Below are 21,663 nucleotides of genomic sequence, written 5' to 3'. Positions count from 1 at the left end.
TAACATAGTCTGGTTCGAAGATTGTGTTACGATAGCGGGGAAGCGACGTAAAAAAATAGAGGATAAGGAGGCATCAAGATGAGTTGGGTTGTTGGCATAATCGGGTATATCGCAATTCTAGCAATCGGTTATTATGGTGTCCTTTTCTTTAAAGTAAAGCAAGAGCGGAGTCGGGCCGGATATCGAATCTTTCTCTTGCTCGCGGGATTGTTCTTCGTGAGCGGGAGTGATTATATCATCGCGTTGTTCCAAGGGGATACGGAAGCGACGTTTTGGCAACGGACCGTTTACTTCATATTGATTTTGATCTCTCTTTCAATCGCTCTTTACTTTCGGAGAAAAGAAGATAAAATCCATGCGAACGAGATGACGACGGCATAAAACCATCATCAAAAGAGGCTACGGAACAAATCCGTAGCCTTTCGTTTTATTTCGGGATCCGTGTTTGACGAATCATTTCGAGTTTCAAGTCCCAGAGCGGTTTACTGAACGTGACCGAGTACACTTCCGGCAAACGGAGGCGTTTGTACTCTTCCCATAGACCGTTCATCTGCTCATGATGATACGCGCGAATCGCTTTCGCGTTCGGTAAGTCATAGACGCGTTCGCCGTCTTGGAAAATCGGGACGAGCAAACGTTTGACGCTAAAGTTGCGTGTCTTGATCCGGAACGCCGGGTCGCGGACGTCAATCAAGTCGATCTCGTTATACGTTTCGACCGGCTCATCAGCCAGGGCGATATAGTCCCCTTTGAATTTCCCGGTCTCGTTATCGATGATGCGATACAATTCTTTCTTGTGCGGCGTCGTCGTCTTCACTTTCGAAGACGAAACTTTGATGACCGGCTTCAACTTCCCGTCGGCGCCTTCGCGGGCGACGAGTTTGTACACCATGCCAAGTGCAGGCTGTTCATACGCCGTGATGCCGCGCGTCCCGACGAGGAACGTGTCGGCTTCAGCGCCCTGCATCCGCAAGTCTTGAATGACGTACTCATCGAGGTCGCCTGAGACGACGATTTTGACGTAGTCGAGCCCGGCCGCGTCGAGTGCTTTGCGAGCCCGTTTCGACAAGTAAGCCAAATCGCCCGAGTCGAGTCGGACCGACTTCAAACGATAGCCTTTTTCCTCGAGTTCCTTGGCGACCGTGATCGCGTTCGGAAGACCCGACTTGAGCGTGTCGTACGTGTCGATCAACAGGCTCGTGTTGTCCGGATACATCTCCGCGAACGAGCGGAACGCCTCGAGCTCTTCATCATGGAACTGGATGTCGGCGTGCTCCATCGTTCCGCCGGTCGGGACATCGAAATCACGTCCGGCCGAAACCAAACTCGTGACGTCGAAGCCAGCGATATACGCGGCTCGTGTGCCGTAATAGGCGGCATCGACGCCTTGGGCGCGGCGGGCCCCACCTTCGAGCAACGTCTCATTCGGTGCTGCCTGACGGATGCGCGCGTATTTCGTCGCGATGAGTGACTCATGGTTGGCGATGTTCAAGAGCGCCGTCTGGAACAGTTTCGCCTCAAAGATTGTCGATTCAATTCGGACGACTTGTTCGTTCGGGAAGATGACTTCTCCTTCGCGGACGCTATAAAGCGAACCGGTGAACTTGAAGTTGCGGAGCACGTCCGCGAACTCGTCCTCGAAGTCGAGTTGTTGCTTCAAGTAACGGATGTCCTCTTCCGTGAACGAGACGTTCTCCAAGTAGTGGACGATGTTTTGTAGGCCGGCGAAGACGACGTAGCCTCCGCTAAATGGATTCGAGCGGTAATACAGGTCGAACACGACTTGTTCGTTGTGACGGCCTTGTTTCCAATAAATATACATCCAACGTGGGAGGTATAGGTCGGTATGAAGCGCTAGGTTGCGATGTAACATAATCGTTCCTTTCTGTTTTATGTCACTTCCCGGTCACAGTGGCCCCGAGTGTCGTGACAAAATGTTCGAGCGCCCAATCGTGACCGACTGGGTTGAAGCTTTGGACGGCATCGGCGTGAACGACGATTGTATAGCCGAGGTTGTACGCGTCGACTGCCGTATGGAGCACACAGATGTCCGTGCACACACCGACGAGATGAATCTCCGTGATGGCCCGTTCGCGCAAACGCAAATCAAGGTCGGTACCGGCGAAGGCGCTATAGCGTGTCTTATCGATCCAATGATCGGCCCGGCTCGCCGCGGTTTTAACGGCGCCGTAAAGTTCGCGGCCTTCAGTCCCACGAATGTTATGAGGCGGAAAGAGCGTCGTCTCAGGGTGATACGTGTCACCAGCGTCGTGGACATCGTTCGCGACGACGACATAATCCTCGTCCGCGAACTCCTCAATCAACTGGACGATTCGTTCTTCTATGTCTTGCCCTGGTTTTCCACAAGTCAAACGACCCGTGTCTGCGATAAAATCAAACGTGTAGTCGATCACAATCAATCCACGCATGGCGAGATCTCCTCTCTCATGTAAAGAATAGTTGGCTATCTTTCTTATTCTAAATCATTTTGCATGAAGCGAAAAAGATTATTTTTGATCGCGGTCGGGTACTAGGTGTAAGAAGAACTGTTTGCGAAAGGGGAATCAGCACATGCTGCTGTCATCAACCGAACTGTCAGAGCAACTGTCCCGCTTAAACGGCTGGGACGTTGTCGAAGGGGAATTACAAAAGACGTATCGTCTCGAGACGTTTCCAGAGGCGATTCAATTCGTCCATCTCGTCGCCGACTTGGCGGAGACGCTCGACCACCATCCGAACATCTTAATCGAATATCGGAACGTCACGTTGACCGTGTCGACGCATGACGAAGGTGGAATCACGGAGAAAGACATCATGCTCGCGAAAGGTTGTGAGGAGCTTGTCTAAGCTATTCATGACATTCGCCTCAGGTACGGTCGCTGAACGATTGCGTCAACAATCGGGCGTGCTCGTCGCGAACGGGACAGAAACGATTCTGCTCGCCGAAGGGGACAAGTCCCCGTTCCAGAGCGGCAAGACGTTTCAAATCGAGGAAGCGGAAGGACAATTCGCCCCGAAAGGGAATATTATCTATGCGAACATTCCGGTCGATTCGAACGCCCGGTCGCTCTTATTCCATCGTTTGTTGAAAGACAAATCACGTCTAGGGTCCAGTCATAGCGGTTTTGCCGCCTATCGGCTCGGTGTCGACCCGGACGACAATCACGGGATTATCTTCATCCAATTCACCGAAGGCGGAAATCGTTTCCGTGATTCGACCGATTACGTCTTGTTCCAAGAATGGCTGAAAGAAGCCGTCGAGCAAAAAGGAGCCGGTCCAATCATAAAACATTATGTCGTCGATGAAGTGGATGACCTATAATAAACATAACGTTACGTTAGGGGAGGATTTTTTATGAACAAGAACTACTTCTGGTTAGGTATGGCCGCAGGTGCCGTCATTGGAGCTGGGGCATCGCTTCTCCACAGAGAGACGCGTGAGCAACAAGTCAGCCAACTCAAACATATGAAATCACGTCTCAAGTCGCACGATACGTCAACACAAGCTCATTCGGTCGGCCTTCAAGCCACTTCGAAAGCGAGTTTGAAAGATCGTGTCATGGATTTGAAGGCGCTCTATGAAGAAAACCAAGATACGATTCAAAATCTCGTCGAAGACGTGAAAGACTTGGTCGATGCGCTTCAAGACGCTCGTCATAAAAATCAAATCTAATGCAAATGGCCAAGCGCTAGACGCTTGGCCATTTTTTATTACTCTCTATATTCTTTTTCCGTGCCGTCGGTGAACGTCACGTCAGCCTCGATGCTTTGTGCATCTTCCACATTGAACGTGGCTTTAATTTGATTTAAAACTTCTTCGTCAGGCGTGTCTTTATCAAAGTTTAACTGGCCAAATAATGAATCGAGTTCTTGCATCGCTTCGTCCCCCCTCAAATTCAAATCGTCTTCTTTTCGTTCATAGGACGCTTCGGTCGAATTCATTTCTGTCTCATACTCGACTTGAATGGCATCGTTGACGTTTGGATAATCAACGTCGAGCTCGAACTTATTGAACGTGTACATCGAATTGTTTTCAGAATTCGCTTCGTTCTCAACCGGTGCATCGCTCGGTTGATTCGTCACTTCGTCAGCATCCCCACATCCGACCAATAGCAATAACGTCGCTGTCACAGGTAAAGCCCATTTCAAACGTTTCATTTTGAATCCCTCCAGTTTTATCTTTTTTCTCATATCATATAAATTCCCGTCTTGCTTTGTACTTACACGTTTTTGGAGAGGGAGAAGAGAAAATTGTTTCTTTATTGAATAAAAATACAATTGACAGTATAAATATACGTATGTTTTAATCAGTTTATTCTTTTAAGGAGGTTCGGCAGATGATCACATGTGGAATCGTCGGCGTCACAGGGTACGCCGGGATGGAGCTGTTAAAGCTCATCGGGAAACATCCCGAGTTCACACTCGTCCGGGCGATGAGCGATTCGAGCGCGGGATTGACGCTCGAAGAACTGTATCCCTGGTTAGAAACAGACAAGTTGACGCTCGAACCGTTCCGGATGGACGTATTAGACGACATCGATGTCATCTTTTTAGCGACGCCGAGCGGGGTGTCGGCGCAATATGTAAAGCAGTTGACGGAGTATGAAGGCGTCGTCATCGATTTGAGCGGAGACTTACGTCTGCCGGCATCGAGCTACGAGACGTGGTACGACAAACCGGCCGTACCGACATCGCTTCAAGCACAGGCGGTATATGGATTGACGGAATGGAATCGGGATGCCGTGAAGACGGCCGATCGGATTGCCAATCCCGGGTGTTATGCCACGGCGGTCGCCCTCGGGTTGTTGCCGTTCGTGAAAGGCGGTTGGATCGACCCGAACGAAATCATCGTCTCGGCATGCTCCGGTATCACGGGTGCCGGGAAAGGACTCAGCGCCAAAACGCATCATGCCCGTTCCAACGAAAACGTGCAACTGTATAAAGTCCATACACATCAACACATTCCAGAAATCGAGCAGACGCTCCAGACGTTGTCGGGCATTCCGGCGACGGTGTCGCTCTCGACACATCTGCTGCCGATCAATCGCGGCATCATGGCGACGATGAGCGTCGTGCCGACGATCCAACAGAGCGAGGCGGGCTGGGTGCATGTCTTGAATGAGGCGTATGCGAATGAGCCGTTCATCCGGGTGCAACAAGGCGAACCGGAGATTCGGACGGCCGTCGGCTCGAACTATTGTGACATCTGGGTGTATGCCGATACACGGACGAATCGATTGACCATCGTCTCCGTCATCGACAACATGCAAAAAGGTGCGGCCGGACAGGCGATTCAAAACGCCAACGTCCGCTTCGGAGTAAATGAAACGGCCGGGTTGACGGAACAGCCCCAGTACATATAAGGAGGTAGAACGGATGATTGAAACAACGATGAGCCCTGTCGTCCACGTCGTCACGCCAAAAGGATTTCAGGCGTGCGGGGTGCACGCCGGACTGAAACGGAAGCGCAAAGATTTGGCGTTGCTCGTCTGTGAACAGTTGGCGAGTGCCGCCGCGGTCTATACGACGAATCAGTTCCAAGCGGCTCCGATTCAAGTGACGAAAGAGACGCTACACGCGTCGGGCGGAAAGATTCGCGCCGTCTTAATCAACAGTGGGAACGCCAACGCCTGCACCGGTCCACAAGGGCTCGAGGACGCGTATGCGATGCGCGATAAGGCGGCCGAACATCTCGGTGTCAAACCGGAAGAAGTGGCAATCGCCTCGACAGGTGTCATCGGTCAACTGTTGCCGATGGGGACGCTCTTGAACGGCATCGATTTACTTGAACCGAGCCAGGAAGAAGCTGGGGCGGAGTCGTTCGCGGAAGCGATTTTGACGACCGATACGGGAACGAAATGTACGGGCGTCGCGTACATCGAAGGCGACACTACCGTGACGATTGCGGGCGTGGCCAAAGGCTCGGGGATGATTCATCCGAACATGGCGACGATGCTCGGCTTCATCACGACTGATGCCGTCATTGCGCCCGACGTCTTGCGCCGGGCCCTGAAACAGAGTGTGGACGCCTCGTTTAACAGCATCACCGTCGACGGGGACAGTTCGACGAACGATATGGTACTCGCGTTGGCAAGTGGGATGACCGAGATGGACGAAATCATCGAAGGAACGCCAGCCTATGATCGCTTCCGCCAAGCGTTGACCGACGTGTGCACGGATCTCGCCAAGGCGATCGCCCGGGACGGGGAAGGGGCGACGAAACTGATTGAGGTCGAGGTTGTCGGAGCGAAGACAGATGAGGCGGCGCGGATGATTGCGAAACAAGTCGTCGGCTCGTCGCTCGTGAAGACGGCAGTCTACGGACAAGATGCGAACTGGGGTCGTATCATCGCCGCCATCGGTGCCTCGGAGCAACCGATTGACGTGAATCACGTCGATATCCGCATCGGATCACAGCATGTATTGATAGAAAGTGCACCGGTCTGGTTCGATGAGGCGCTCGCGACAGAAGAGATGGGACAAGACGTCGTCCCGATTCACATCCGATTGCAGGACGGAACGGGACAAGGTCAGGCGTATGGCTGCGATTTGACCTACGACTACGTCAAAATCAATGCGAGTTACCGGACATGAGACAGCGAAAAGTCGTCAAGCTCGGCGGGAGCGTCTGGGACACGCTCCATCCGGACTATTTCAACGAGTGGCGGGAGTGGATTGAAGCAGGGCATGAGCTTGTGATCGTTCATGGGGGTGGACCTGCGTTGTCCGCTTATTGCGAGCACCAACAAATCGAACCGGTGTTTCAAGACGGACGTCGTGTCACGACAGCGGACGTGTTGACCGGTGCCGAGCGCGTGCTCGCGGGGGAGATGCAGACCGAAATCGTCGCTGCCCTCGGTCGTCATCATATTCAAGCGGTCGGTCTCTCGGGTGTGGACGGACAGACGCTGACAGGAAAGCAATTGGTGGAACTCGGGGCGGTCGGTGAAGTCGACCGGGTCGAGACAGACTTGTTCCAGCTGTTGCTCGCGGGTCGCTACGTGCCTGTCGTGACATCATTATTACACGGTACGGAAGGCACGTTGAACTGTAATGGGGACGATTGTGCGATTGCCGTCGCGGTCGCGCTGCAGGCCGACTGCTTCGAAATGATCACTGACGTCCCAGGTATCCGGATTGATGGGACGTTCCGTCAAACGCTGACACGTGAAGACGTCCAAACGGCCATCACCACAGGGGATATCTATGGGGGGATGATCCCGAAAACCGAGGCGCTCTTAGCAGCTCTAGCAGGAGGGATTGCAGTCGCCGTCATCCGTGACGGCAAGGACCCGGTTCATCCCGGGACAACACTACAGGAGGTGCACCATGCATTCACTACTACCGACATACGGACAACGACATATTGAGATTGAGCAGGCGAGCGGGTCCTACGTGACCGATACGGCGGGGAAGCGGTATCTCGATTTCGTCATGGGCATCGCCGTCTGCGGGACGGGTCATCGTCATCCGCACGTGAGCCAAACGCTAGAGGCGCAGCTTCAAAAAGTGTGGCACACCTCGAACCTTTACAACATCAGCGGGCAAGCGCGCGTCGCCGAGACGCTCATGTCAGGGACGCATTTGACGCATGCGTTCTTCTGTAACAGCGGGACCGAGGCGAACGAAGGGGCATTCAAATTGATTCGGAAATGGACGAACAAGACAAAAATCGTGACGTTCACGAAATCGTTCCACGGTCGCTCGTTCGCCATGCTCGGGGCGACCGGACAAGACAAGGTCAAAGCCGGATTCGGCCCGATGGTGTCTGATTTTGTACACGCGCCGTTCAACGATATGGATGCACTCGGCATGATCGATGACGAGACGGCTGCGGTCTGGCTCGAAATCGTCCAAGGCGAGGGTGGGGTCGTCGTCGCTGACGCGGCATGGCTCGAAGCGCTTCAAGCGAAAGCGACTGAGCATGGTGTCAAAATCGTCGTCGATGAGGTGCAGACCGGGATTGCCCGCACAGGTACCCGTTTCGCGTTCGAACAGACACCGCTTAAACCGGACGTCGTCACGCTCGCGAAAGGGCTCGGTAGTGGTTTTCCTGTCGGAGCGATTTTGACAGCAGCAGGTGCGGAACACGTCTTCACGGCTGGCAGTCACGGTTCGACGTTCGGCGGCAATCCGCTCGCGATGGCCGCGGCGGAAGCGACGCTCGACATTTTGTTCGAGGCGGACGCACTTGCCCACGTCAATGCGATGGGCGCGCGATTACGAGCGGGCTTGGAACAATTTGTCGACGGAGAGACATTCACCGGGGTACGTGGACTCGGTTTGATGCTCGGGCTCGTCGCGACGCAATCGGTCGCGGCATGGATCGAACAGTTGCGAGACGCTGGCCTCTTGGTCGTTGCGGCAGGTCCTGACGTGATTCGCTTCTTGCCGTCTTTGTTGCTTACAGAAGCCGAAGTGGATGAGGCGCTCGCAATCATTGGACATGTGATTACAAAGGAGATGGTGTCATGACGGGGACAGTGACGTTACAAAGCGGTCAACAGTTCAACGGGACGTGGGAGACGAGTGCGCGCTCGGCGAAAGGGGAGGTCGTCTTCTTCACAGGGATGACCGGTTATCAAGAAGTGTTGACCGATCCTTCGTACGCCGGTCAAATCGTCGCGTTCACATATCCGCTCATCGGACAATATGGGTTGACCGACGCAGCATCTGAAAGTGCGGACATTCAAGTGGCGGGCGTGCTCGTCCAGACGTTAGCTGGCAACGGGGCGGCGACCGACTTGAAGGATTGGTTGGAGCAGTCCGGTGTGCCGGTACTGTCTGACGTCGACACGCGCTCGCTCGTCCATGCCCTCCGTGAACACGGGGATCAGTGGGGTGTGATGACGTCGGAATCAGATGTGTCGTTCGATGGGGACCTACATCAGATTACGGAGACCGTTTCGACGCCAAGTCATGTGCGTCACGGCGATGGGGCGAGCGGACATATCGTCTGTCTTGATTTCGGCGTGAAGGCGTCGATGGTTCAAGCGATGGTGGAGCGAGGGTACGCGGTGACAGTCGTTCCGTTCGATACGACGGCCGGCCAAGTCCACGCGCTCGCGCCGACCGGGATTCTCGTGTCGAACGGTCCGGGAGACCCACGTGATTTAATCGACTACCTCGAGGATGTGCGTGAAGTGTCACTGGCGTATCCGACGCTCGGCATTTGTATGGGCCATCAACTGCTCGCGCTCGCCTTCGGGTGTGAGATTGAAAAACAGGCTTACGGACACCGCGGATCCAATCATCCGGTCCGGAACGTCCAGACGGGTGAAGTGTGGATGACGTCGCAAAATCACGGGTACGTCGTCAAACGGGACAGTTTGGAAGCGACGCCGCTCGAGCTACTATTTGAGAACGTGAACGATTTGTCGGTCGAAGGGACATTGCACCGGACGGCCCCGATTCTCTCGGCCCAGTTTCATCCGGAGGCCAGTCCGGGACCAAAGGAAGCACAAGCCATCTTTGACCGCTTCGACGAAATGATTCAGCAAGGGGTGAACGTCTATGCATAAGAAAGTACTCGTCATCGGTTCAGGTCCGATTATCATCGGACAGGCGGCCGAGTTTGACTATTCGGGCACACAGGCGTGCCAAGCGCTTCGAGAAGCAGGCTGTGAGGTCGTGCTCTTCAACTCGAACCCGGCCACGATCATGACCGATCCCGGTTTGGCCGATCACACATACATCGAGGCGATGACGTTAGAGAAGGCCGAGTTGATTATCGAGACAGAACGTCCGACCCACTTGCTTGCCACGGTCGGCGGGCAGACCGCCCTCAATTTGGCGCTCGCCTTGGACGAGGCCGGTGTGCTCGAACGATACGGGATCGCCCTCCTTGGGACGTCGCTCGAGACGATTCGCGACGGGGAGGACCGCGAACGGTTCAAACAGAAGATGAACGAACTTGGGGAACCGCTCCCCGTCAGCACGACCATCGAATCGATCGAAGCCCTTGACGGCTTTATCGCCGAGACGGGCGTCCCGCTCATCGTCCGTCCGGCGTTCACGCTCGGCGGTACCGGCGGCGGGATTGCGGAGACGATTGATGCCGCCTACACGCTTGCGCAACGTGGTCTCGAGGCGAGTCCCATCTCGCAGTGTTTAATCGAGCAGAGTATCGCCGGGTATAAAGAGTTCGAATATGAGGTCATGCGCGACGCCAACGGGACGTGTATCATCGTTTGCAACATGGAAAACATCGACCCGGTAGGCGTCCATACGGGCGATTCGGTCGTGTTCGCCCCGGCCCAGACACTATCGGATGTCATGCATCAGACGTTACGGAGCGCCGCGTTCCGAATCGTCTCGGCACTTGGTGTCGTCGGCGGGTGTAACATCCAGTTCGCCGTTCATCCGACGGAAGACGCCTATTACGTGATTGAAGTGAACCCGCGTGTCTCACGTAGCTCGGCGCTCGCCTCGAAGGCGACCGGTTATCCGATTGCGAAGATTGCCACCCGTCTTGCCCTCGGGGAACGACTCGACGATTGCATCAATCCCGTCACGAACGGGACGATGGCGAGCTTCGAGCCGGCCCTCGATTATGTGACGGCGAAAGTGCCGACGTTCCCGTTCGATTTGTTCAATGGGACGGACCGGACGCTCGGACCGCAGATGAAAGCGACCGGGGAGAGCATGGCGATGGGCAAAACACTCGAAGAAGCGCTACAGAAAGCGTGGCGCGGTGCCGGTGTCGAGCAGAGTCCGCTCTATCCGAGTTGGATGGCGACAGCTGATCCTGACGCGCTCTACGCTGAAATTTCGGCACCGACCGATCGTCGTCTCCTGGCGTGCCTCGCGTTACTCGATCGGGGAATCGCCACGGCGTCACAGCTTGAAGCGCTGACGGGTATCGCCCCGCACTTCATGATGACGTTCGAGCGACTCGTGACGACAATCCGTCTGGACCTGTCTATGAAAGAAAACTTGTTGCGAGCGAAACGGTTCGGTTTCACTGACGCCCAGATTGCGCAACAGATGAACGTCACGGCCGACGCAGTCGCAGCGATGCGGCTCGAACACGACATCCATCCGGTCTATCAGATGATTGATACGTGTGCCGCCGAGTTCGAGAGCCACACACCGTACTTTTACGGGTCGTGGCACGGGACGTCTGAAGTCGTGCCGAGCGAGCGCCCGAAAGTCGCCATCATCGGGTCAGGGCCGATTCGCATCGGGCAAGGTATCGAGTTCGATTACAGTTCGGTGCACGCTGTCTGGGCCCTTCAAAAGCTCGGGGTCGAGACGATTATGATCAACAACAATCCGGAGACGGTGTCAACCGACTTCACGGTCGCAGACAAACTGTACGTCGAACCGTTGACGTTTGAAGATGTCGTCCACGTATTGGAGGCAGAAGGCTGTCAGGACGTCCTCATCCAGTTCGGCGGCCAGACCGGCATCTCACTCGCCCGTGCGCTAGAAACCAAAGGCTACCACTTGCTCGGGGCGACGGCAGACGTCATCGATCAAATGGAGGACCGGGATCGGTTCTATCAATTCCTTGACGAAATCGGGGTGGCCCACATCCCTGGAGAAGAGGTCGGATCAGTTGACGAGTTGACGTCCGCGATCGATCGTCTCGGGTATCCATGTGTCGTCCGTCCCTCCTACGTCATCGGTGGAAAAGGCATGTATATCATCCGGACTGCGGCGGAGTTGGCTCAAGTCGAACCGCACTTGACTTATCCGCTCCTCGTCGATGCGTATGTCGATGGACGTGAACTCGAAGTCGACTGTGTCACTGACGGGAAAACCGTCTACGTTCCGGTCTTGCTCGAACAGATTGAGGCAGCCGGTGTCCATTCGGGCGATTCGACGATGATTCTGCCGCCGATCAAGACGTCACTCGCGCAACAAGCCGAGATTGAAGCCATCGTTCAAACAATCGGGCGAGCACTCACGTACCGGGGCGCGCTCAATATCCAATTCGTTTTGAAGGGCGACGTCATTTACGTGCTCGAAATCAATCCGCGTGCATCTCGGACGGTCCCAATCGTCAGTAAAGTGACCGGGGAACCACTCATCGAATGGGCGACGCTCGCGGCGTTCGGCCATGAGTTGGCAACCGTCGTCCCAGAGGCACGTCCGGTATGGAGCGGCTATGCCATCAAGACACCGGTGTTCTCGAGTTTGAAATTGCCAGGCGTCGACCCGCTCACCGGACCCGTCATGCGCTCGACCGGAGAGACACTCCAATTCAGCATGACCCCTTACGTGTCCGAACGGTTCTGTTACGATGCGACGACGACGCGCGTCATGAATCGCACTGAGACCGTAGCCAGCCAAGGCTGGTCGTCATATAGTGATCAAACGCTTGATGAGACGACCGAGTTCCAAAACGTGTCGGTCCTATTCTCGAACGCACCAGAAGAGCAAGCGGCACGTGAGACGGCGGTCCGAAATGGCGTCCACATCATCTCGGAGACACATCTTGCCGAATACTATCAACAAGCGATGCAAGCGGAACCGATGCCGGTCCGTTCACTTCAAACGATGCAGACAGGAGAGGGACTACCATTATGACGACGAAAACCATCAATCATCTACTGACACTCGAGGAGCTGACTCCGTCCGCCCTCGACGACTTGCTTGGACTCGCGGCCGAAGTGAAACGACAGCCGGAAGCGTTCCAGTCGGCGCTCGCCGGCAAGAAAGTGGCGCTCTTGTTCGAGAAGGCCTCGACCCGGACCCGGATGTCGTTCGAGGTCGGTGTCGTCGAACTCGGCGGTTATCCGCTGTTCTTGAGCAGCAGTGATTTACAAATCGGGCGTGGGGAACCGCTGACGGATACGATACAAGTCATGAGCCGTTATGTCGATGCGCTCATGATTCGGACGTACGCCCACGCGACGGTCGAGACGCTCGCTTCGGCAGGTTCGATTCCAATCATCAACGGATTGACCGATTCCCATCACCCGTGCCAAGTACTCGCCGACTTGTTGACGGTCGAGGAAGTGTTCGGCACGAGAACAGGGAAGACGTTGACGTACATCGGCGACGGGAACAATATGGCCCACTCGCTCATGATCGGGGGCGCGCTCAGTGGGATGCACATCCGCATCGCCTCGCCAGAAGCATATACGGTCGAGACCGAGATTTTCGAACGAGCGAATGAACTCGCGGCAACGACAGGGGGGAGCATCACGCTTTGGCAAGACCCGGTTGCTGCCGCCACGGGTGCGGATGTCATTTACACGGATGTGTTCGCGAGCATGGGGCAAGAAGCGGAAGCGGCGGAACGGTTGACGCAGTTTGCGACGTTCCAAGTCGATGCTTCGCTCATGCAACGAGCGAAGTCGGAGGCGATTTTCCTGCACTGCCTCCCGGCCCATCGCGGCGAAGAAGTGACGGCCGACGTCATCGACGGTCCGCAATCGGTCGTATTCGATCAAGCTGAGAATCGCTTACATGCGCAAAAAGCGCTCATGCTCACGCTGCTCGCCTAACCCAAAAGAGAGGATTCGCCGCTTTGGCGAATCCTCTCTTTATTACTATCATAAAAAGCGGGCGAACAGACCGAACACGGCCAGTCCGACGATCACGTAGAAAATCCATTTGCCTTCACCCGTATGAATGATGGGCGGCGAATACTTGCGAGGTTTGTACTTCCCGTAACGGAGCGGGCGCGAGTACGGGACCGCGAACCGGGAAAGCGGAATCGCGAGCAAGAACCCGGCAAGGAAGCCGTACACATGTCCCCAGAGCGACACGTTCGCCCCGATGAGCGTGAACACGGCACTGATGGCGACGAAAATATAGACGAGTCGCGCGTCCTGGCTATAGATGAGCGTCCGGCGGAACCGACCGATGTACACATAGAAGCCGAGAATCGCTAAAATCGCACCTGACGCACCGGCCTGCAGGTAGAACAGTTCACTTACCGTGAAGAACGTCAGCAAGTTGGCAACGACACCGGCGACGAGATAAAACACGGCGAATTTGATATGACCGACCATGCGTTCCATGGCAGGACCGAAGATAATCAAAGCGAACGAGTTGAACAGCAGATGACCGAGCCCTAAATGGATGAAGTTGGCCGTCAAAAGACGGTACCATTCCCCTTGGGCGAGCGCGAGATGGAACGACCCACCGAGTGCGACGATTCGGAGGTCAGGTACCAAAGAATCGATGACAAACACGAGCAGTTGGATTACAATGAACAGCGTTACGAGCGGATACGCTCGGACGAACGTTTGAACATTCTCAGTACGACTAAACATAGCATCACCTCTTTCCTTAATTGTATAAGGAAACGAGTGAAAAAGGAAAGGAGCGAGTGTCCTGTGATTGTGGGAATCGGAATCGATATCGTCGAGCTCGAGCGGATTGCTCGCTCGATCAGGAATGACCGTTTCGTCGCGCGTCTGTTGACCGAAGCTGAGCGGGCGCTCGCCGACGCCTATCCAGAACAACGCCGCATCGAATTCGTCGCTGGACGGTTCGCGGCGAAAGAAGCGTATGCCAAAGCGGTCGGGACCGGGATTGCCCGGGGCCTGTCGTGGCAACAAATCGAAATCTTACCGGATGAGGCCGGGCGACCACATATGACGGCGCCTTACTCAGGCCGGATTCATGTGAGTATCAGCCACAGCGAGCAATACGCCGTGGCACAAGTCATCATTGAAGAGGGGGATCACGATGTTTCGTCCAAGTTGGATTGAAATTGATCGGGCGGCGATCAAGCATAACGTAATCGAAATCAAAAAACGGATCCCGCAAGCGCTCATGGCCGTCGTCAAAGCGAACGCTTACGGACATGGAGCCGTCGAAGTCGCGAAAATCGCACTCGAGAACGGGGCAACGATGCTCGGCGTGGCCTTGCTTGAAGAAGCCATCGAGCTCCGAGAGGCTGGGATTGAAGCACCGATTCTCGTTATGGAAGCCCAGTTTCCAGAATTTGCAGGCGTCGCGGCCGAGCATGATGTGACGTTATCTGTCTTTTCAGCCGACTGGTTGCGCGAGGCGAGCAGCTATTTATCTGACCGACCGCTCACCGTCCATGTGAAAGTTGATACTGGGATGGGGCGTCTCGGTCTACGGACTCGCACTGAACTCGATGCGCTGCTCGAGGCGGTCGATGACCGCTTCGTTGTGGAAGGTATCTATACGCATTTCGCGACGGCGGATGAGCCGGACAGCCAGCTGTATTATGAGCAACAGGAGCGGTTCGCTCAATTGATGGATGGTCTCCATTCACGATTCCGTTACATTCACACATCGAACTCGGCCGGGGCCATCCGTATGGCGGGACTTGATGTGCCGTATAACTTGGTCCGGGTCGGCATCGCGCTCTATGGATTGTATCCGTCGGCTGAGATGGCTTCCTTCTATTCATTCTTACGTCCAGCCTTCACGTTGAAGAGCAAGCTCATGCAAGTGAAGCAACTCGAGGCCGGACAGACGATCAGCTACGGGGCGACGTATACGACGACTGAAGATGAGTGGATTGGTACCGTGCCGGTCGGATATGCCGACGGCTGGATTCGTAAAGCGAGCGGATTCAAAGTCGACGTAAACGGTCACCGTTGTCCGATTGTCGGTCGTGTCTGTATGGACCGCTTCATGGTGAGGCTTCCCGAGTCAGTTCCGGTCGGGACGGTCGTCACGCTCATCGGTGGACCGGTCGCGATTGATGAACTGGCCACGCATCTCGAGACAATCAACTACGAGGTCGTCTGTCAATTGACGAGCCGCCTCCCACGACGTTATGTGTAAAGCGGAAAACGTGTGAAATTATCTGAATTCTTTCGGGAATCCTCTATATTTTCCCAAACTCGCGTGTTATATTGGTAAAGAACGCGGGAAGATTTCCGCCAGTCATTGAAACGATTCTGGAGGTGTAAGATGTTGAAACAGCGAACTGCGGGTGCTTTAGCGTCCGTTCCAGATCGGTTCTCGCAACATGTGGGTCCGATTTCGATGAAAGATCGTGAATCATTGTCATTGAACGATGTAGTGACGTACTTGTCCAAAGAAATTGCTGATCGACAACAAACACTGCGCGAAGAATTGGCGAGAGGCTATCAAGAGATGGCCGCGTTTAATTTGAATATGGCAGAAGAGATGCTGATGATTGAGACGGAAGCCGAACATGCTCTCTTACGTCAAGTAAGCGGGGTGTGAGCGGAGTGATCGTAAAGCGTGGTGACGTGTTTTATGCGAATCTGTCGCCCGTAGTCGGTTCAGAGCAAGGTGGAGTTCGTCCGGTTCTCGTCATTCAAAACGATATCGGCAATCGCTTTAGCCCGACCGTCATTGTCGCTGCGATTACGGCTCAGATCCAGAAAGCAAAACTGCCGACTCATGTAGAGGTATATCAAGTCAAACATGGTCTCGAACGAGATTCCGTGATTTTGCTTGAACAGATTCGAACGATTGATAAGCGTCGTCTGACAGATAAAGTCACTCATCTCGATGATGAGACGATGCACAAAGTTGACCGAGCGCTAGAGATTAGTCTGGGATTAATCCCTCTCTAGCTTACATATAAAGAAACCGATACATGGGTATCGGTTTTTTTTCAAAAAAATCTTCAAAAAATAGTTTAGAATTCTGTAAAACGGGAATTTAGTTTAATCGTACTCAATTTTTCTGTACGCACATTAGGAGGGAATATACGATGGATTTAGCGATTCGCGAGCAAGTCATTGGAGAACAATTACACCTTTACGTATCCGGAGAAGTGGATACATATACCGCACCAAAATTGAAGGAAGTCTTGCACCCGGCTATTACGGAGCAGGATGTTACCGTTCATTTGGATGAAGTGGACTATATGGATTCAACTGGTCTTGGCGTATTTGTCGGTGCCCTTAAAATAGCCAAACGTAACGAGAAAGAGTTGTCGCTCGTCGGCGTCACCGACCGCGTCAACCGTCTCTTTGAATTGACAGGGCTGCACAAGTTGCTTTCGATCAATACAAACGTAAGAGGTGGCACGCAATGAGTAACATCGAACAGACGGTGATGACGTTCCCGGCCAAACCGGAGTATGTCGGTGTGGTCCGTTTAGTCGTCTCAGGAATCGCTAACCGTATGGGATATACGTACGACGAGATCGAAGATATTAAAATCGCGGTCTCGGAAGCCTGTGGCAATGCTGTTCAACATGCCTATGAAGATCAAGAGGGTGAAGTGAAGCTCACGTGCGGCGTTTATGAAGATCGTCTCGAAATGACGATTGAAGACTCGGGCAAAACATTTGCCGACGACGTGAAACGCCAAGCGGCGCCAGTCGAAGAGACGGCTGAAATCGAATCGCTTCACGAAGGAGGACTCGGTCTTTTCCTCATTGAAGCCTTAATGGATGACGTCTCGATCAACAAGGACAATGGTGTCAAGGTGACGATGACGAAACTCCTTAACAGGGACGAGGTGGATCAGAGTGCCAGCAAAATCTCAACAACGCCATCACAGTGATGATGAAGTATTAGAGTGGATTGAGCGTTATCAACAGGACGATCAAAATGAAGAAGTCCAAATGCTCCTCATCAACCGATACTCAGACCTCGTTGAGGCGCTCGCGCGAAAGTTTTCGCGGGGCCGGGCCATCCATGATGATCTCGTTCAAGTCGGGATGATCGGACTTCTCGCTGCCCTCCGCCGTTTCGACCCTGAGTTTGGACGCAGTTTCGAGTCGTTCGCCGTTCCGACGATTATCGGTGAAATCAAGCGTTTCATCCGGGACAAGACGTGGAGCGTCCACGTCCCACGCCGAATCAAAGAGCTTGGACCGAAAATCAAGAAGACGGTCGAAGAATTGACGACCGAATTGCAACGCTCACCGCGCATAGATGAGATTGCCGATTATCTTGGCGTATCGGATGAAGAGATTCTCGAAACGCTCGAGATGGGTAAGAGCTACCAAGCCCTTTCCGTCGACAGCTCAATCGAAGCGGACAACGAAGGTTCGACCGTCACGCTCCTAGACCTCGTCGGGAGTCAAGAACGTGGTTACGAATCGGTTGACCAGCGCCTCATCCTTGAAAAAGCGTTCAGCGTGTTGAATGAACGGGAACAGGCGATTCTGGAATGTGCTTATTATAAAAACATGAGCCAAAAAGAGACGGGTGAGCTCCTTGGGATTTCACAGATGCACGTATCGCGCTTACAGCGTCGTGCGCTCGAGAAATTACGCGAGGCCATCAAAGTCCCGCTCAATGAAGTATTCTCAAACGATGACTAAACGGTCATCGTTTTTTTGTCGTCCACGCGTGAGTTTGCTACACTTCAAGAGAGAAGAGAAAAGGAAGTGATTCGATTGATTACGAAAATCGCAAAAGATTTGAAGTTGAAGACGAGTCAAGTCGAGACGGTGCAACAACTCGCCGCGGACGGAGCGACGATTCCGTTCATGGCCCGGTACCGTAAAGAAATGACCGGTAATCTCGATGAAGTGGAAATCAAAGCCATTCTCGATGCCTTACAATATGAAGAGAGTTTGCACAAACGTAAGACGGACGTCCTCGCCAAACTCGAAGAACTCGAGAAGGCGACACCAGAGTTGACCCGTGCGCTTGAAACGGCGACGAGCCTGCAACAAGTCGATGACATCTACCTTCCGTATCGTCCGAAACGACGGACGAAAGCCGAACAAGGTCGGGAGAAAGGGCTCCAACCGCTCGCTGACTGGTATCGTCAACCAACACCATATTCGGTGACCGAAGCGCAGTCGTTAGCAGGGGACCTCTCGCTTGAAGAAGCACTTCCGTTCGTCCAATCGATTATCGGGGAGGAGTGGGGCGAAGTGGCGACGCTTCGACAATCACTCCGTACACGAGTCCGGAAAGAGGCGCTCCTTCGTTCACAGAAGAAAAAGCAGGCGGAAGATGAGAAAGAAGTGTTCGCCCAGTATTATGAATATGAAGAGAAAATCGCAGGAATCGTCCCACACCGAATCCTCGCCTTGAACCGTGGAGAGCGCACGGATGTGTTGCAAGTGAAGATCGTCTTCGACGAGACGGGTTTCATGCGACAAGCGCTCGGCAAGTTTGACCGCTTGCCGACGGAGAAACGTGAACTCGTTACGCTCGCCGTGAAGGACGCCTTCAAGAAGTCGGTGTTCCCGGCCATCGAACGCGAGGTCCGGAGCGAGTTGACTGAGACGGCTGAAGAACAGGCAATCGACGTGTTCTCAAAAAACTTGAAACAGCTCTACATGCAACCACCGCTTCGTGAGGTCGTCGTCCTAGGAATTGACCCAGCCTATCGCACAGGTTGTAAATGGGCCGTCGTCAATGAAATCGGAAAAGTCGAAGAGGTCGGTGTCTTCTATCCGACGGCACCGAAACACGATGTCGCGGGCTCAGAGAAAGTGTTGGCGTCACTCGTGAAACGTTATCCAATCTCGGTTATCGTCATCGGGAATGGGACCGCATCCCGTGAGACGGAACAGTTCGTATCGAACTGGCTAAAGAAGGCGGAACGCGAGATAGCCTATGCCATCGTCAACGAGGCGGGGGCGAGTGTCTATTCGGCTTCAGAAATTGCCCGATCAGAGTTCCCGGAATTGAAAGTGGAAGAACGTTCGGCCGTCTCGATTGCTCGACGCATTCAAGACGCGATGGCGGAACTCGTCAAAGTCGATCCGCAGTCTGTCGGGGTCGGGCAATATCAGCATGACGTCAGTCAGAACAAGTTGAAAGGGTCGCTCGAGTTCGTTGTCGAGAGTGTCGTCAACATGGTCGGCGTCGATGTGAACCGGGCTTCGGAGTCACTGCTCACGTATGTATCCGGATTGAATAAGACGACGGCTAAAAATATTGTCGCGTATCGTGACGAGTTCGGCCGGTTTGATACACGGAAAGAAATCAAGAAAGTACCACGTCTTGGAGCGAAGGCGTATGAACAAGCAGCCGGCTTTTTACGAATTACGAACGGGAGCGACGTACTCGACCAGACGGAGATTCATCCAGAGAGCTATAAACTGACACTCTCTCTATTGAAGGAACTCGGTGTTTCGAAACAAGCTGTTGGCACGGCCGAACTGCGGGAACGATTAAAGACGGTCGATGCCAAAGTGCTAAGTGAGAAGCTAGATGCCGGACTACCGACAGTCGAAGATATCTTGAAGTCGCTCGCGAAGCCTGGACGTGACCCGCGCGAAGATATTCAGAAACCATTGCTTCGGACCGACGTTATGAACTTGGAGGACCTTCAAGTGGGGATGGAGTTCCAAGGGACGGTGCGAAACGTCATCGACTTTGGGGCGTTCGTTGATATCGGGGTGAAGCAAGATGGACTCGTCCATATTTCGAAATTGTCGAATCGCTACGTCAAGCATCCGCTTGATGTCGTTGCAGTCGGTGATATCGTCACCGTATGGATTGAACAAGTGGACGCCAATCGTGGACGGATCAGTCTCACGATGTTGGAGCCGAAGCGTTAAATTAAGAAGGAACTAGTACCGGGCAAAATGTTTTTCATTTTGCTCGGGTTTTTTTATAAAAAAGTGTTGACGGTCTTTTCTGCCCGTGCTATCTTATAGAAGTCGCCGAGAGACGACATGGAATATTAAAGCTTTTCTAAAAAAGTGATTGACAGGTTTCTGGTTTGCGGTTACAATTTAAATCGTTACTTCGATAAATTCAAGCAACGTTCCGCAATAGCTCAGTGGTAGAGCAACCGGCTGTTAACCGGTAGGTCGTAGGTTCAAATCCTACTTGCGGAGCCATTTTATTTTGGAGACGTACCCAAGAGGCTATAAGGGGCTCCCCTGCTAAGGGAGTAGGCTGGGAAACCGGTGCGAGGGTTCGAATCCCTCCGTCTCCGCCACTTAATTTTTAGAAAACACATACATCTGGCCCGTTGGTCAAGCGGTTAAGACACCGCCCTTTCACGGCGGTAACACGGGTTCGAATCCCGTACGGGTCACCATCATACGGAGGATTAGCTCAGCTGGGAGAGCACCTGCCTTACAAGCAGGGGGTCGGCGGTTCGATCCCGTCATCCTCCACCATTTCAAATTTAAGCACGTATAACGGTCTTGTGGTGTAGGGGTTAACATGCCTGCCTGTCACGCAGGAGATCGCGGGTTCAAATCCCGTCAAGACCGCCATTTACGTTGGGCCGTAGCCAAGTGGTAAGGCATCGGATTTTGATTCCGACATGCGAAGGTTCGATCCCTTCCGGCCCAGCTTATAATTTGAGTCATTAGCTCAGTTGGTAGAGCATCTGACTTTTAATCAGAGGGTCGCAGGTTCGAGCCCTGCATGACTCACCATTTTTTATCCCTCGTAACACCTTAATACGCTGCGGTCGTGGCGGAATCGGTAGACGCGCTAGGTTGAGGGCCTAGTGGTGGTTAACACCGTGGAGGTTCAAGTCCTCTCGACCGCACCAATATGCACCCTTAGCTCAGCTGGATAGAGCGTTAGACTACGAATCTAAAGGCCGGGAGTTCGAATCTCTCAGGGTGCACCATTTTTATTATGGGCCTATAGCTCAGCCGGTTAGAGCGCACGCCTGATAAGCGTGAGGTCGGTGGTTCGAGTCCACTTAGGCCCACCATTTAAACTGACGAACTTTGAAAACTGAACGATGAGGCAAAAAAAGTTTTACAATTTTTGAATGAAGCGCAAGCTTCGTCATTTTTAAAGAGCTATATCAAATTCTTTGGAGAGTTTGATCCTGGCTCAGGACGAACGCTGGCGG

The 21,663-nt window shown here is 53.6% G+C and carries 23 protein-coding genes and 10 tRNA genes; 29 read left to right on the top strand and 4 right to left on the bottom strand.

Translation table 11 applies throughout. The annotated features are described in order from the left end of the window. The first annotated feature begins 78 nt into the window (after window positions 1-78). Entirely contained in the window at window positions 79-381 is a 303-nt protein-coding gene (locus KNP68_RS08350; RefSeq protein WP_021068165.1) for a hypothetical protein, read from the top strand. 46 nt (window positions 382-427) lie between these two features. On the opposite strand, the gene KNP68_RS08345 is transcribed toward KNP68_RS08350, so the two are convergent. Together KNP68_RS08345 and KNP68_RS08340 are read right to left on the bottom strand one after the other, a co-directional pair. Then, a complete protein-coding gene (locus KNP68_RS08345) occupies window positions 428-1,873 on the bottom strand; it encodes a nicotinate phosphoribosyltransferase (protein ID WP_131471578.1) in 1,446 nt (481 codons plus the stop codon). Window positions 1,874-1,895: 22 nt separating this feature from the next. Continuing rightward, a complete protein-coding gene (locus KNP68_RS08340; RefSeq protein ID WP_131471576.1) occupies window positions 1,896-2,429 on the bottom strand; it encodes a cysteine hydrolase family protein in 534 nt (177 codons plus the stop codon). Between the two features lie 142 nt (window positions 2,430-2,571). Here KNP68_RS08340 and KNP68_RS08335 point away from each other — a divergent pair, with 142 nt between their 5' ends. Genes KNP68_RS08335 through KNP68_RS08325 form a run of 3 tightly spaced genes read left to right on the top strand, consistent with a single transcriptional unit; the run spans window position 2,572 to window position 3,673 of the window. Beyond that, window positions 2,572-2,847, top strand: coding sequence for a 4a-hydroxytetrahydrobiopterin dehydratase (locus KNP68_RS08335; RefSeq protein WP_131471574.1), 276 nt, complete (start codon window positions 2,572-2,574; stop codon window positions 2,845-2,847). Then, window positions 2,840-3,322 carry a hypothetical protein gene (locus tag KNP68_RS08330; RefSeq protein ID WP_242678966.1) on the top strand — a complete coding sequence of 161 codons (483 nt, stop codon included), beginning with the start codon at window positions 2,840-2,842 and terminating at the stop codon, window positions 3,320-3,322. The genes KNP68_RS08335 and KNP68_RS08330 overlap by 8 nt, the downstream gene beginning before the upstream one ends. Window positions 3,323-3,355: 33 nt before the next feature. Next, window positions 3,356-3,673, top strand: a complete 318-nt coding sequence (locus KNP68_RS08325; protein ID WP_131471572.1) for a hypothetical protein — start codon at window positions 3,356-3,358, stop codon at window positions 3,671-3,673. Window positions 3,674-3,711: 38 nt separating this feature from the next. Here the strand turns inward: KNP68_RS08325 and KNP68_RS08320 are convergent, their stop codons facing one another. After that, window positions 3,712-4,158, bottom strand: coding sequence for a YusW family protein (locus KNP68_RS08320; protein ID WP_165569424.1), 447 nt, complete (start codon window positions 4,156-4,158; stop codon window positions 3,712-3,714). 179 nt (window positions 4,159-4,337) lie between these two features. Between KNP68_RS08320 and argC the strand changes: the two genes are divergently transcribed. Genes argC through argF form a run of 7 tightly spaced genes read left to right on the top strand, consistent with a single transcriptional unit; the run spans window position 4,338 to window position 13,457 of the window. Next, complete coding sequence (gene argC, locus KNP68_RS08315; protein WP_214799362.1) at window positions 4,338-5,363, top strand: N-acetyl-gamma-glutamyl-phosphate reductase; 1,026 nt, start codon at window positions 4,338-4,340, stop codon at window positions 5,361-5,363. Window positions 5,364-5,376: 13 nt separating this feature from the next. Continuing rightward, window positions 5,377-6,594 carry a bifunctional glutamate N-acetyltransferase/amino-acid acetyltransferase ArgJ gene (argJ, locus tag KNP68_RS08310; RefSeq protein WP_131471566.1) on the top strand — a complete coding sequence of 406 codons (1,218 nt, stop codon included), beginning with the start codon at window positions 5,377-5,379 and terminating at the stop codon, window positions 6,592-6,594. Further along, the gene (gene argB, locus KNP68_RS08305; RefSeq protein WP_214799360.1) at window positions 6,591-7,370 is read left to right on the top strand and encodes an acetylglutamate kinase; all 780 of its coding nucleotides are present in this window, start codon (window positions 6,591-6,593) and stop codon (window positions 7,368-7,370) included. Before argJ ends, argB begins: the two co-directional genes overlap by 4 nt. Then, on the top strand, window positions 7,330-8,475 hold the full coding sequence (locus KNP68_RS08300; protein ID WP_214799358.1) for an aspartate aminotransferase family protein: 1,146 nt from the start codon (window positions 7,330-7,332) through the stop codon (window positions 8,473-8,475). The genes argB and KNP68_RS08300 overlap by 41 nt, the downstream gene beginning before the upstream one ends. Beyond that, window positions 8,472-9,521, top strand: coding sequence for a carbamoyl phosphate synthase small subunit (locus tag KNP68_RS08295; RefSeq protein ID WP_214799357.1), 1,050 nt, complete (start codon window positions 8,472-8,474; stop codon window positions 9,519-9,521). The genes KNP68_RS08300 and KNP68_RS08295 overlap by 4 nt, the downstream gene beginning before the upstream one ends. Further along, a complete protein-coding gene (gene carB / locus KNP68_RS08290; RefSeq protein WP_214799355.1) occupies window positions 9,514-12,534 on the top strand; it encodes a carbamoyl-phosphate synthase (glutamine-hydrolyzing) large subunit in 3,021 nt (1,006 codons plus the stop codon). Before KNP68_RS08295 ends, carB begins: the two co-directional genes overlap by 8 nt. Continuing rightward, a complete protein-coding gene (argF, locus tag KNP68_RS08285) occupies window positions 12,531-13,457 on the top strand; it encodes an ornithine carbamoyltransferase (protein WP_214799353.1) in 927 nt (308 codons plus the stop codon). Before carB ends, argF begins: the two co-directional genes overlap by 4 nt. Before the next feature lie 48 nt (window positions 13,458-13,505). On the opposite strand, the gene KNP68_RS08280 is transcribed toward argF, so the two are convergent. Next, window positions 13,506-14,231: a rhomboid family intramembrane serine protease gene (locus tag KNP68_RS08280; RefSeq protein WP_131471554.1), complete on the bottom strand. Its 726-nt coding sequence runs from the start codon at window positions 14,229-14,231 to the stop codon at window positions 13,506-13,508. Between the two features lie 63 nt (window positions 14,232-14,294). Between KNP68_RS08280 and acpS the strand changes: the two genes are divergently transcribed. From acpS to KNP68_RS08190, 18 genes are all read left to right on the top strand, one after another. Further along, the gene (gene acpS / locus KNP68_RS08275; RefSeq protein ID WP_214799351.1) at window positions 14,295-14,672 is read left to right on the top strand and encodes a holo-ACP synthase; all 378 of its coding nucleotides are present in this window, start codon (window positions 14,295-14,297) and stop codon (window positions 14,670-14,672) included. After that, window positions 14,650-15,726, top strand: coding sequence for an alanine racemase (gene alr / locus KNP68_RS08270; protein ID WP_214799349.1), 1,077 nt, complete (start codon window positions 14,650-14,652; stop codon window positions 15,724-15,726). Before acpS ends, alr begins: the two co-directional genes overlap by 23 nt. A gap of 129 nt (window positions 15,727-15,855) precedes the next feature. Then, complete coding sequence (locus tag KNP68_RS08265) at window positions 15,856-16,134, top strand: hypothetical protein (RefSeq protein ID WP_021068181.1); 279 nt, start codon at window positions 15,856-15,858, stop codon at window positions 16,132-16,134. Window positions 16,135-16,139: 5 nt separating this feature from the next. Further along, a complete protein-coding gene (locus tag KNP68_RS08260; protein ID WP_029596222.1) occupies window positions 16,140-16,490 on the top strand; it encodes a type II toxin-antitoxin system PemK/MazF family toxin in 351 nt (116 codons plus the stop codon). Between the two features lie 140 nt (window positions 16,491-16,630). Further along, window positions 16,631-16,957 (top strand): STAS domain-containing protein, encoded by a 327-nt coding sequence (locus KNP68_RS08255; RefSeq protein ID WP_021068183.1) that lies wholly within the window; start codon window positions 16,631-16,633, stop codon window positions 16,955-16,957. Then, entirely contained in the window at window positions 16,954-17,430 is a 477-nt protein-coding gene (gene rsbW / locus KNP68_RS08250; RefSeq protein ID WP_029596221.1) for an anti-sigma B factor RsbW, read from the top strand. The genes KNP68_RS08255 and rsbW overlap by 4 nt, the downstream gene beginning before the upstream one ends. Next, window positions 17,396-18,196, top strand: coding sequence for an RNA polymerase sigma factor SigB (gene sigB / locus KNP68_RS08245; protein WP_016510526.1), 801 nt, complete (start codon window positions 17,396-17,398; stop codon window positions 18,194-18,196). The genes rsbW and sigB overlap by 35 nt, the downstream gene beginning before the upstream one ends. 75 nt (window positions 18,197-18,271) lie before the next feature. Then, on the top strand, window positions 18,272-20,398 hold the full coding sequence (locus tag KNP68_RS08240) for a Tex family protein (protein WP_214799471.1): 2,127 nt from the start codon (window positions 18,272-18,274) through the stop codon (window positions 20,396-20,398). 210 nt (window positions 20,399-20,608) lie between these two features. Further along, window positions 20,609-20,683, top strand: a tRNA-Asn gene (locus KNP68_RS08235). A 9-nt stretch (window positions 20,684-20,692) separates the two neighbouring features. Further along, a tRNA-Ser gene (locus tag KNP68_RS08230) sits at window positions 20,693-20,784 on the top strand. A 27-nt stretch (window positions 20,785-20,811) separates the two neighbouring features. Continuing rightward, window positions 20,812-20,886 (top strand) — tRNA-Glu (locus tag KNP68_RS08225). 6 nt (window positions 20,887-20,892) lie between these two features. Continuing rightward, window positions 20,893-20,968, top strand: a tRNA-Val gene (locus tag KNP68_RS08220). Between the two features lie 23 nt (window positions 20,969-20,991). Further along, window positions 20,992-21,067: transfer RNA gene (locus tag KNP68_RS08215), tRNA-Asp, on the top strand. A gap of 7 nt (window positions 21,068-21,074) precedes the next feature. Further along, window positions 21,075-21,146, top strand: a tRNA-Gln gene (locus KNP68_RS08210). A 10-nt stretch (window positions 21,147-21,156) separates the two neighbouring features. Next, a tRNA-Lys gene (locus KNP68_RS08205) sits at window positions 21,157-21,232 on the top strand. A 31-nt stretch (window positions 21,233-21,263) separates the two neighbouring features. Next, window positions 21,264-21,351 (top strand) — tRNA-Leu (locus tag KNP68_RS08200). A gap of 4 nt (window positions 21,352-21,355) precedes the next feature. Further along, window positions 21,356-21,432: transfer RNA gene (locus tag KNP68_RS08195), tRNA-Arg, on the top strand. A 10-nt stretch (window positions 21,433-21,442) separates the two neighbouring features. Next, a tRNA-Ile gene (locus tag KNP68_RS08190) sits at window positions 21,443-21,519 on the top strand. Window positions 21,520-21,663 lie beyond the last annotated feature (144 nt).

The organism is Exiguobacterium sp. s50, assembly GCF_018618175.1.
Lineage (GTDB): Bacteria > Bacillota > Bacilli > Exiguobacteriales > Exiguobacteriaceae > Exiguobacterium > Exiguobacterium chiriqhucha.
Note: the sequence above shows the minus strand (reverse complement) of the source record. Positions and strands in the feature narration are given on the sequence as shown.

Coding starts and splice junctions, on each gene's coding strand:
- KNP68_RS08280 (WP_131471554.1), bottom strand. CDS start 14,231: ATGTTTAGTCGTACTGAGAATGTTCAAACGTTCGTCCGAGCGTATCCG.
- argJ (WP_131471566.1), top strand. CDS start 5,377: ATGATTGAAACAACGATGAGCCCTGTCGTCCACGTCGTCACGCCAAAA.
- alr (WP_214799349.1), top strand. CDS start 14,650: ATGTTTCGTCCAAGTTGGATTGAAATTGATCGGGCGGCGATCAAGCAT.
- KNP68_RS08320 (WP_165569424.1), bottom strand. CDS start 4,158: ATGAAACGTTTGAAATGGGCTTTACCTGTGACAGCGACGTTATTGCTA.
- KNP68_RS08350 (WP_021068165.1), top strand. CDS start 79: ATGAGTTGGGTTGTTGGCATAATCGGGTATATCGCAATTCTAGCAATC.
- KNP68_RS08300 (WP_214799358.1), top strand. CDS start 7,330: ATGCATTCACTACTACCGACATACGGACAACGACATATTGAGATTGAG.
- KNP68_RS08340 (WP_131471576.1), bottom strand. CDS start 2,429: ATGCGTGGATTGATTGTGATCGACTACACGTTTGATTTTATCGCAGAC.
- argC (WP_214799362.1), top strand. CDS start 4,338: ATGATCACATGTGGAATCGTCGGCGTCACAGGGTACGCCGGGATGGAG.
- KNP68_RS08345 (WP_131471578.1), bottom strand. CDS start 1,873: ATGTTACATCGCAACCTAGCGCTTCATACCGACCTATACCTCCCACGT.
- argB (WP_214799360.1), top strand. CDS start 6,591: ATGAGACAGCGAAAAGTCGTCAAGCTCGGCGGGAGCGTCTGGGACACG.
- KNP68_RS08325 (WP_131471572.1), top strand. CDS start 3,356: ATGAACAAGAACTACTTCTGGTTAGGTATGGCCGCAGGTGCCGTCATT.
- KNP68_RS08295 (WP_214799357.1), top strand. CDS start 8,472: ATGACGGGGACAGTGACGTTACAAAGCGGTCAACAGTTCAACGGGACG.
- KNP68_RS08255 (WP_021068183.1), top strand. CDS start 16,631: ATGGATTTAGCGATTCGCGAGCAAGTCATTGGAGAACAATTACACCTT.
- KNP68_RS08335 (WP_131471574.1), top strand. CDS start 2,572: ATGCTGCTGTCATCAACCGAACTGTCAGAGCAACTGTCCCGCTTAAAC.
- KNP68_RS08265 (WP_021068181.1), top strand. CDS start 15,856: ATGTTGAAACAGCGAACTGCGGGTGCTTTAGCGTCCGTTCCAGATCGG.
- rsbW (WP_029596221.1), top strand. CDS start 16,954: ATGAGTAACATCGAACAGACGGTGATGACGTTCCCGGCCAAACCGGAG.
- argF (WP_214799353.1), top strand. CDS start 12,531: ATGACGACGAAAACCATCAATCATCTACTGACACTCGAGGAGCTGACT.
- carB (WP_214799355.1), top strand. CDS start 9,514: ATGCATAAGAAAGTACTCGTCATCGGTTCAGGTCCGATTATCATCGGA.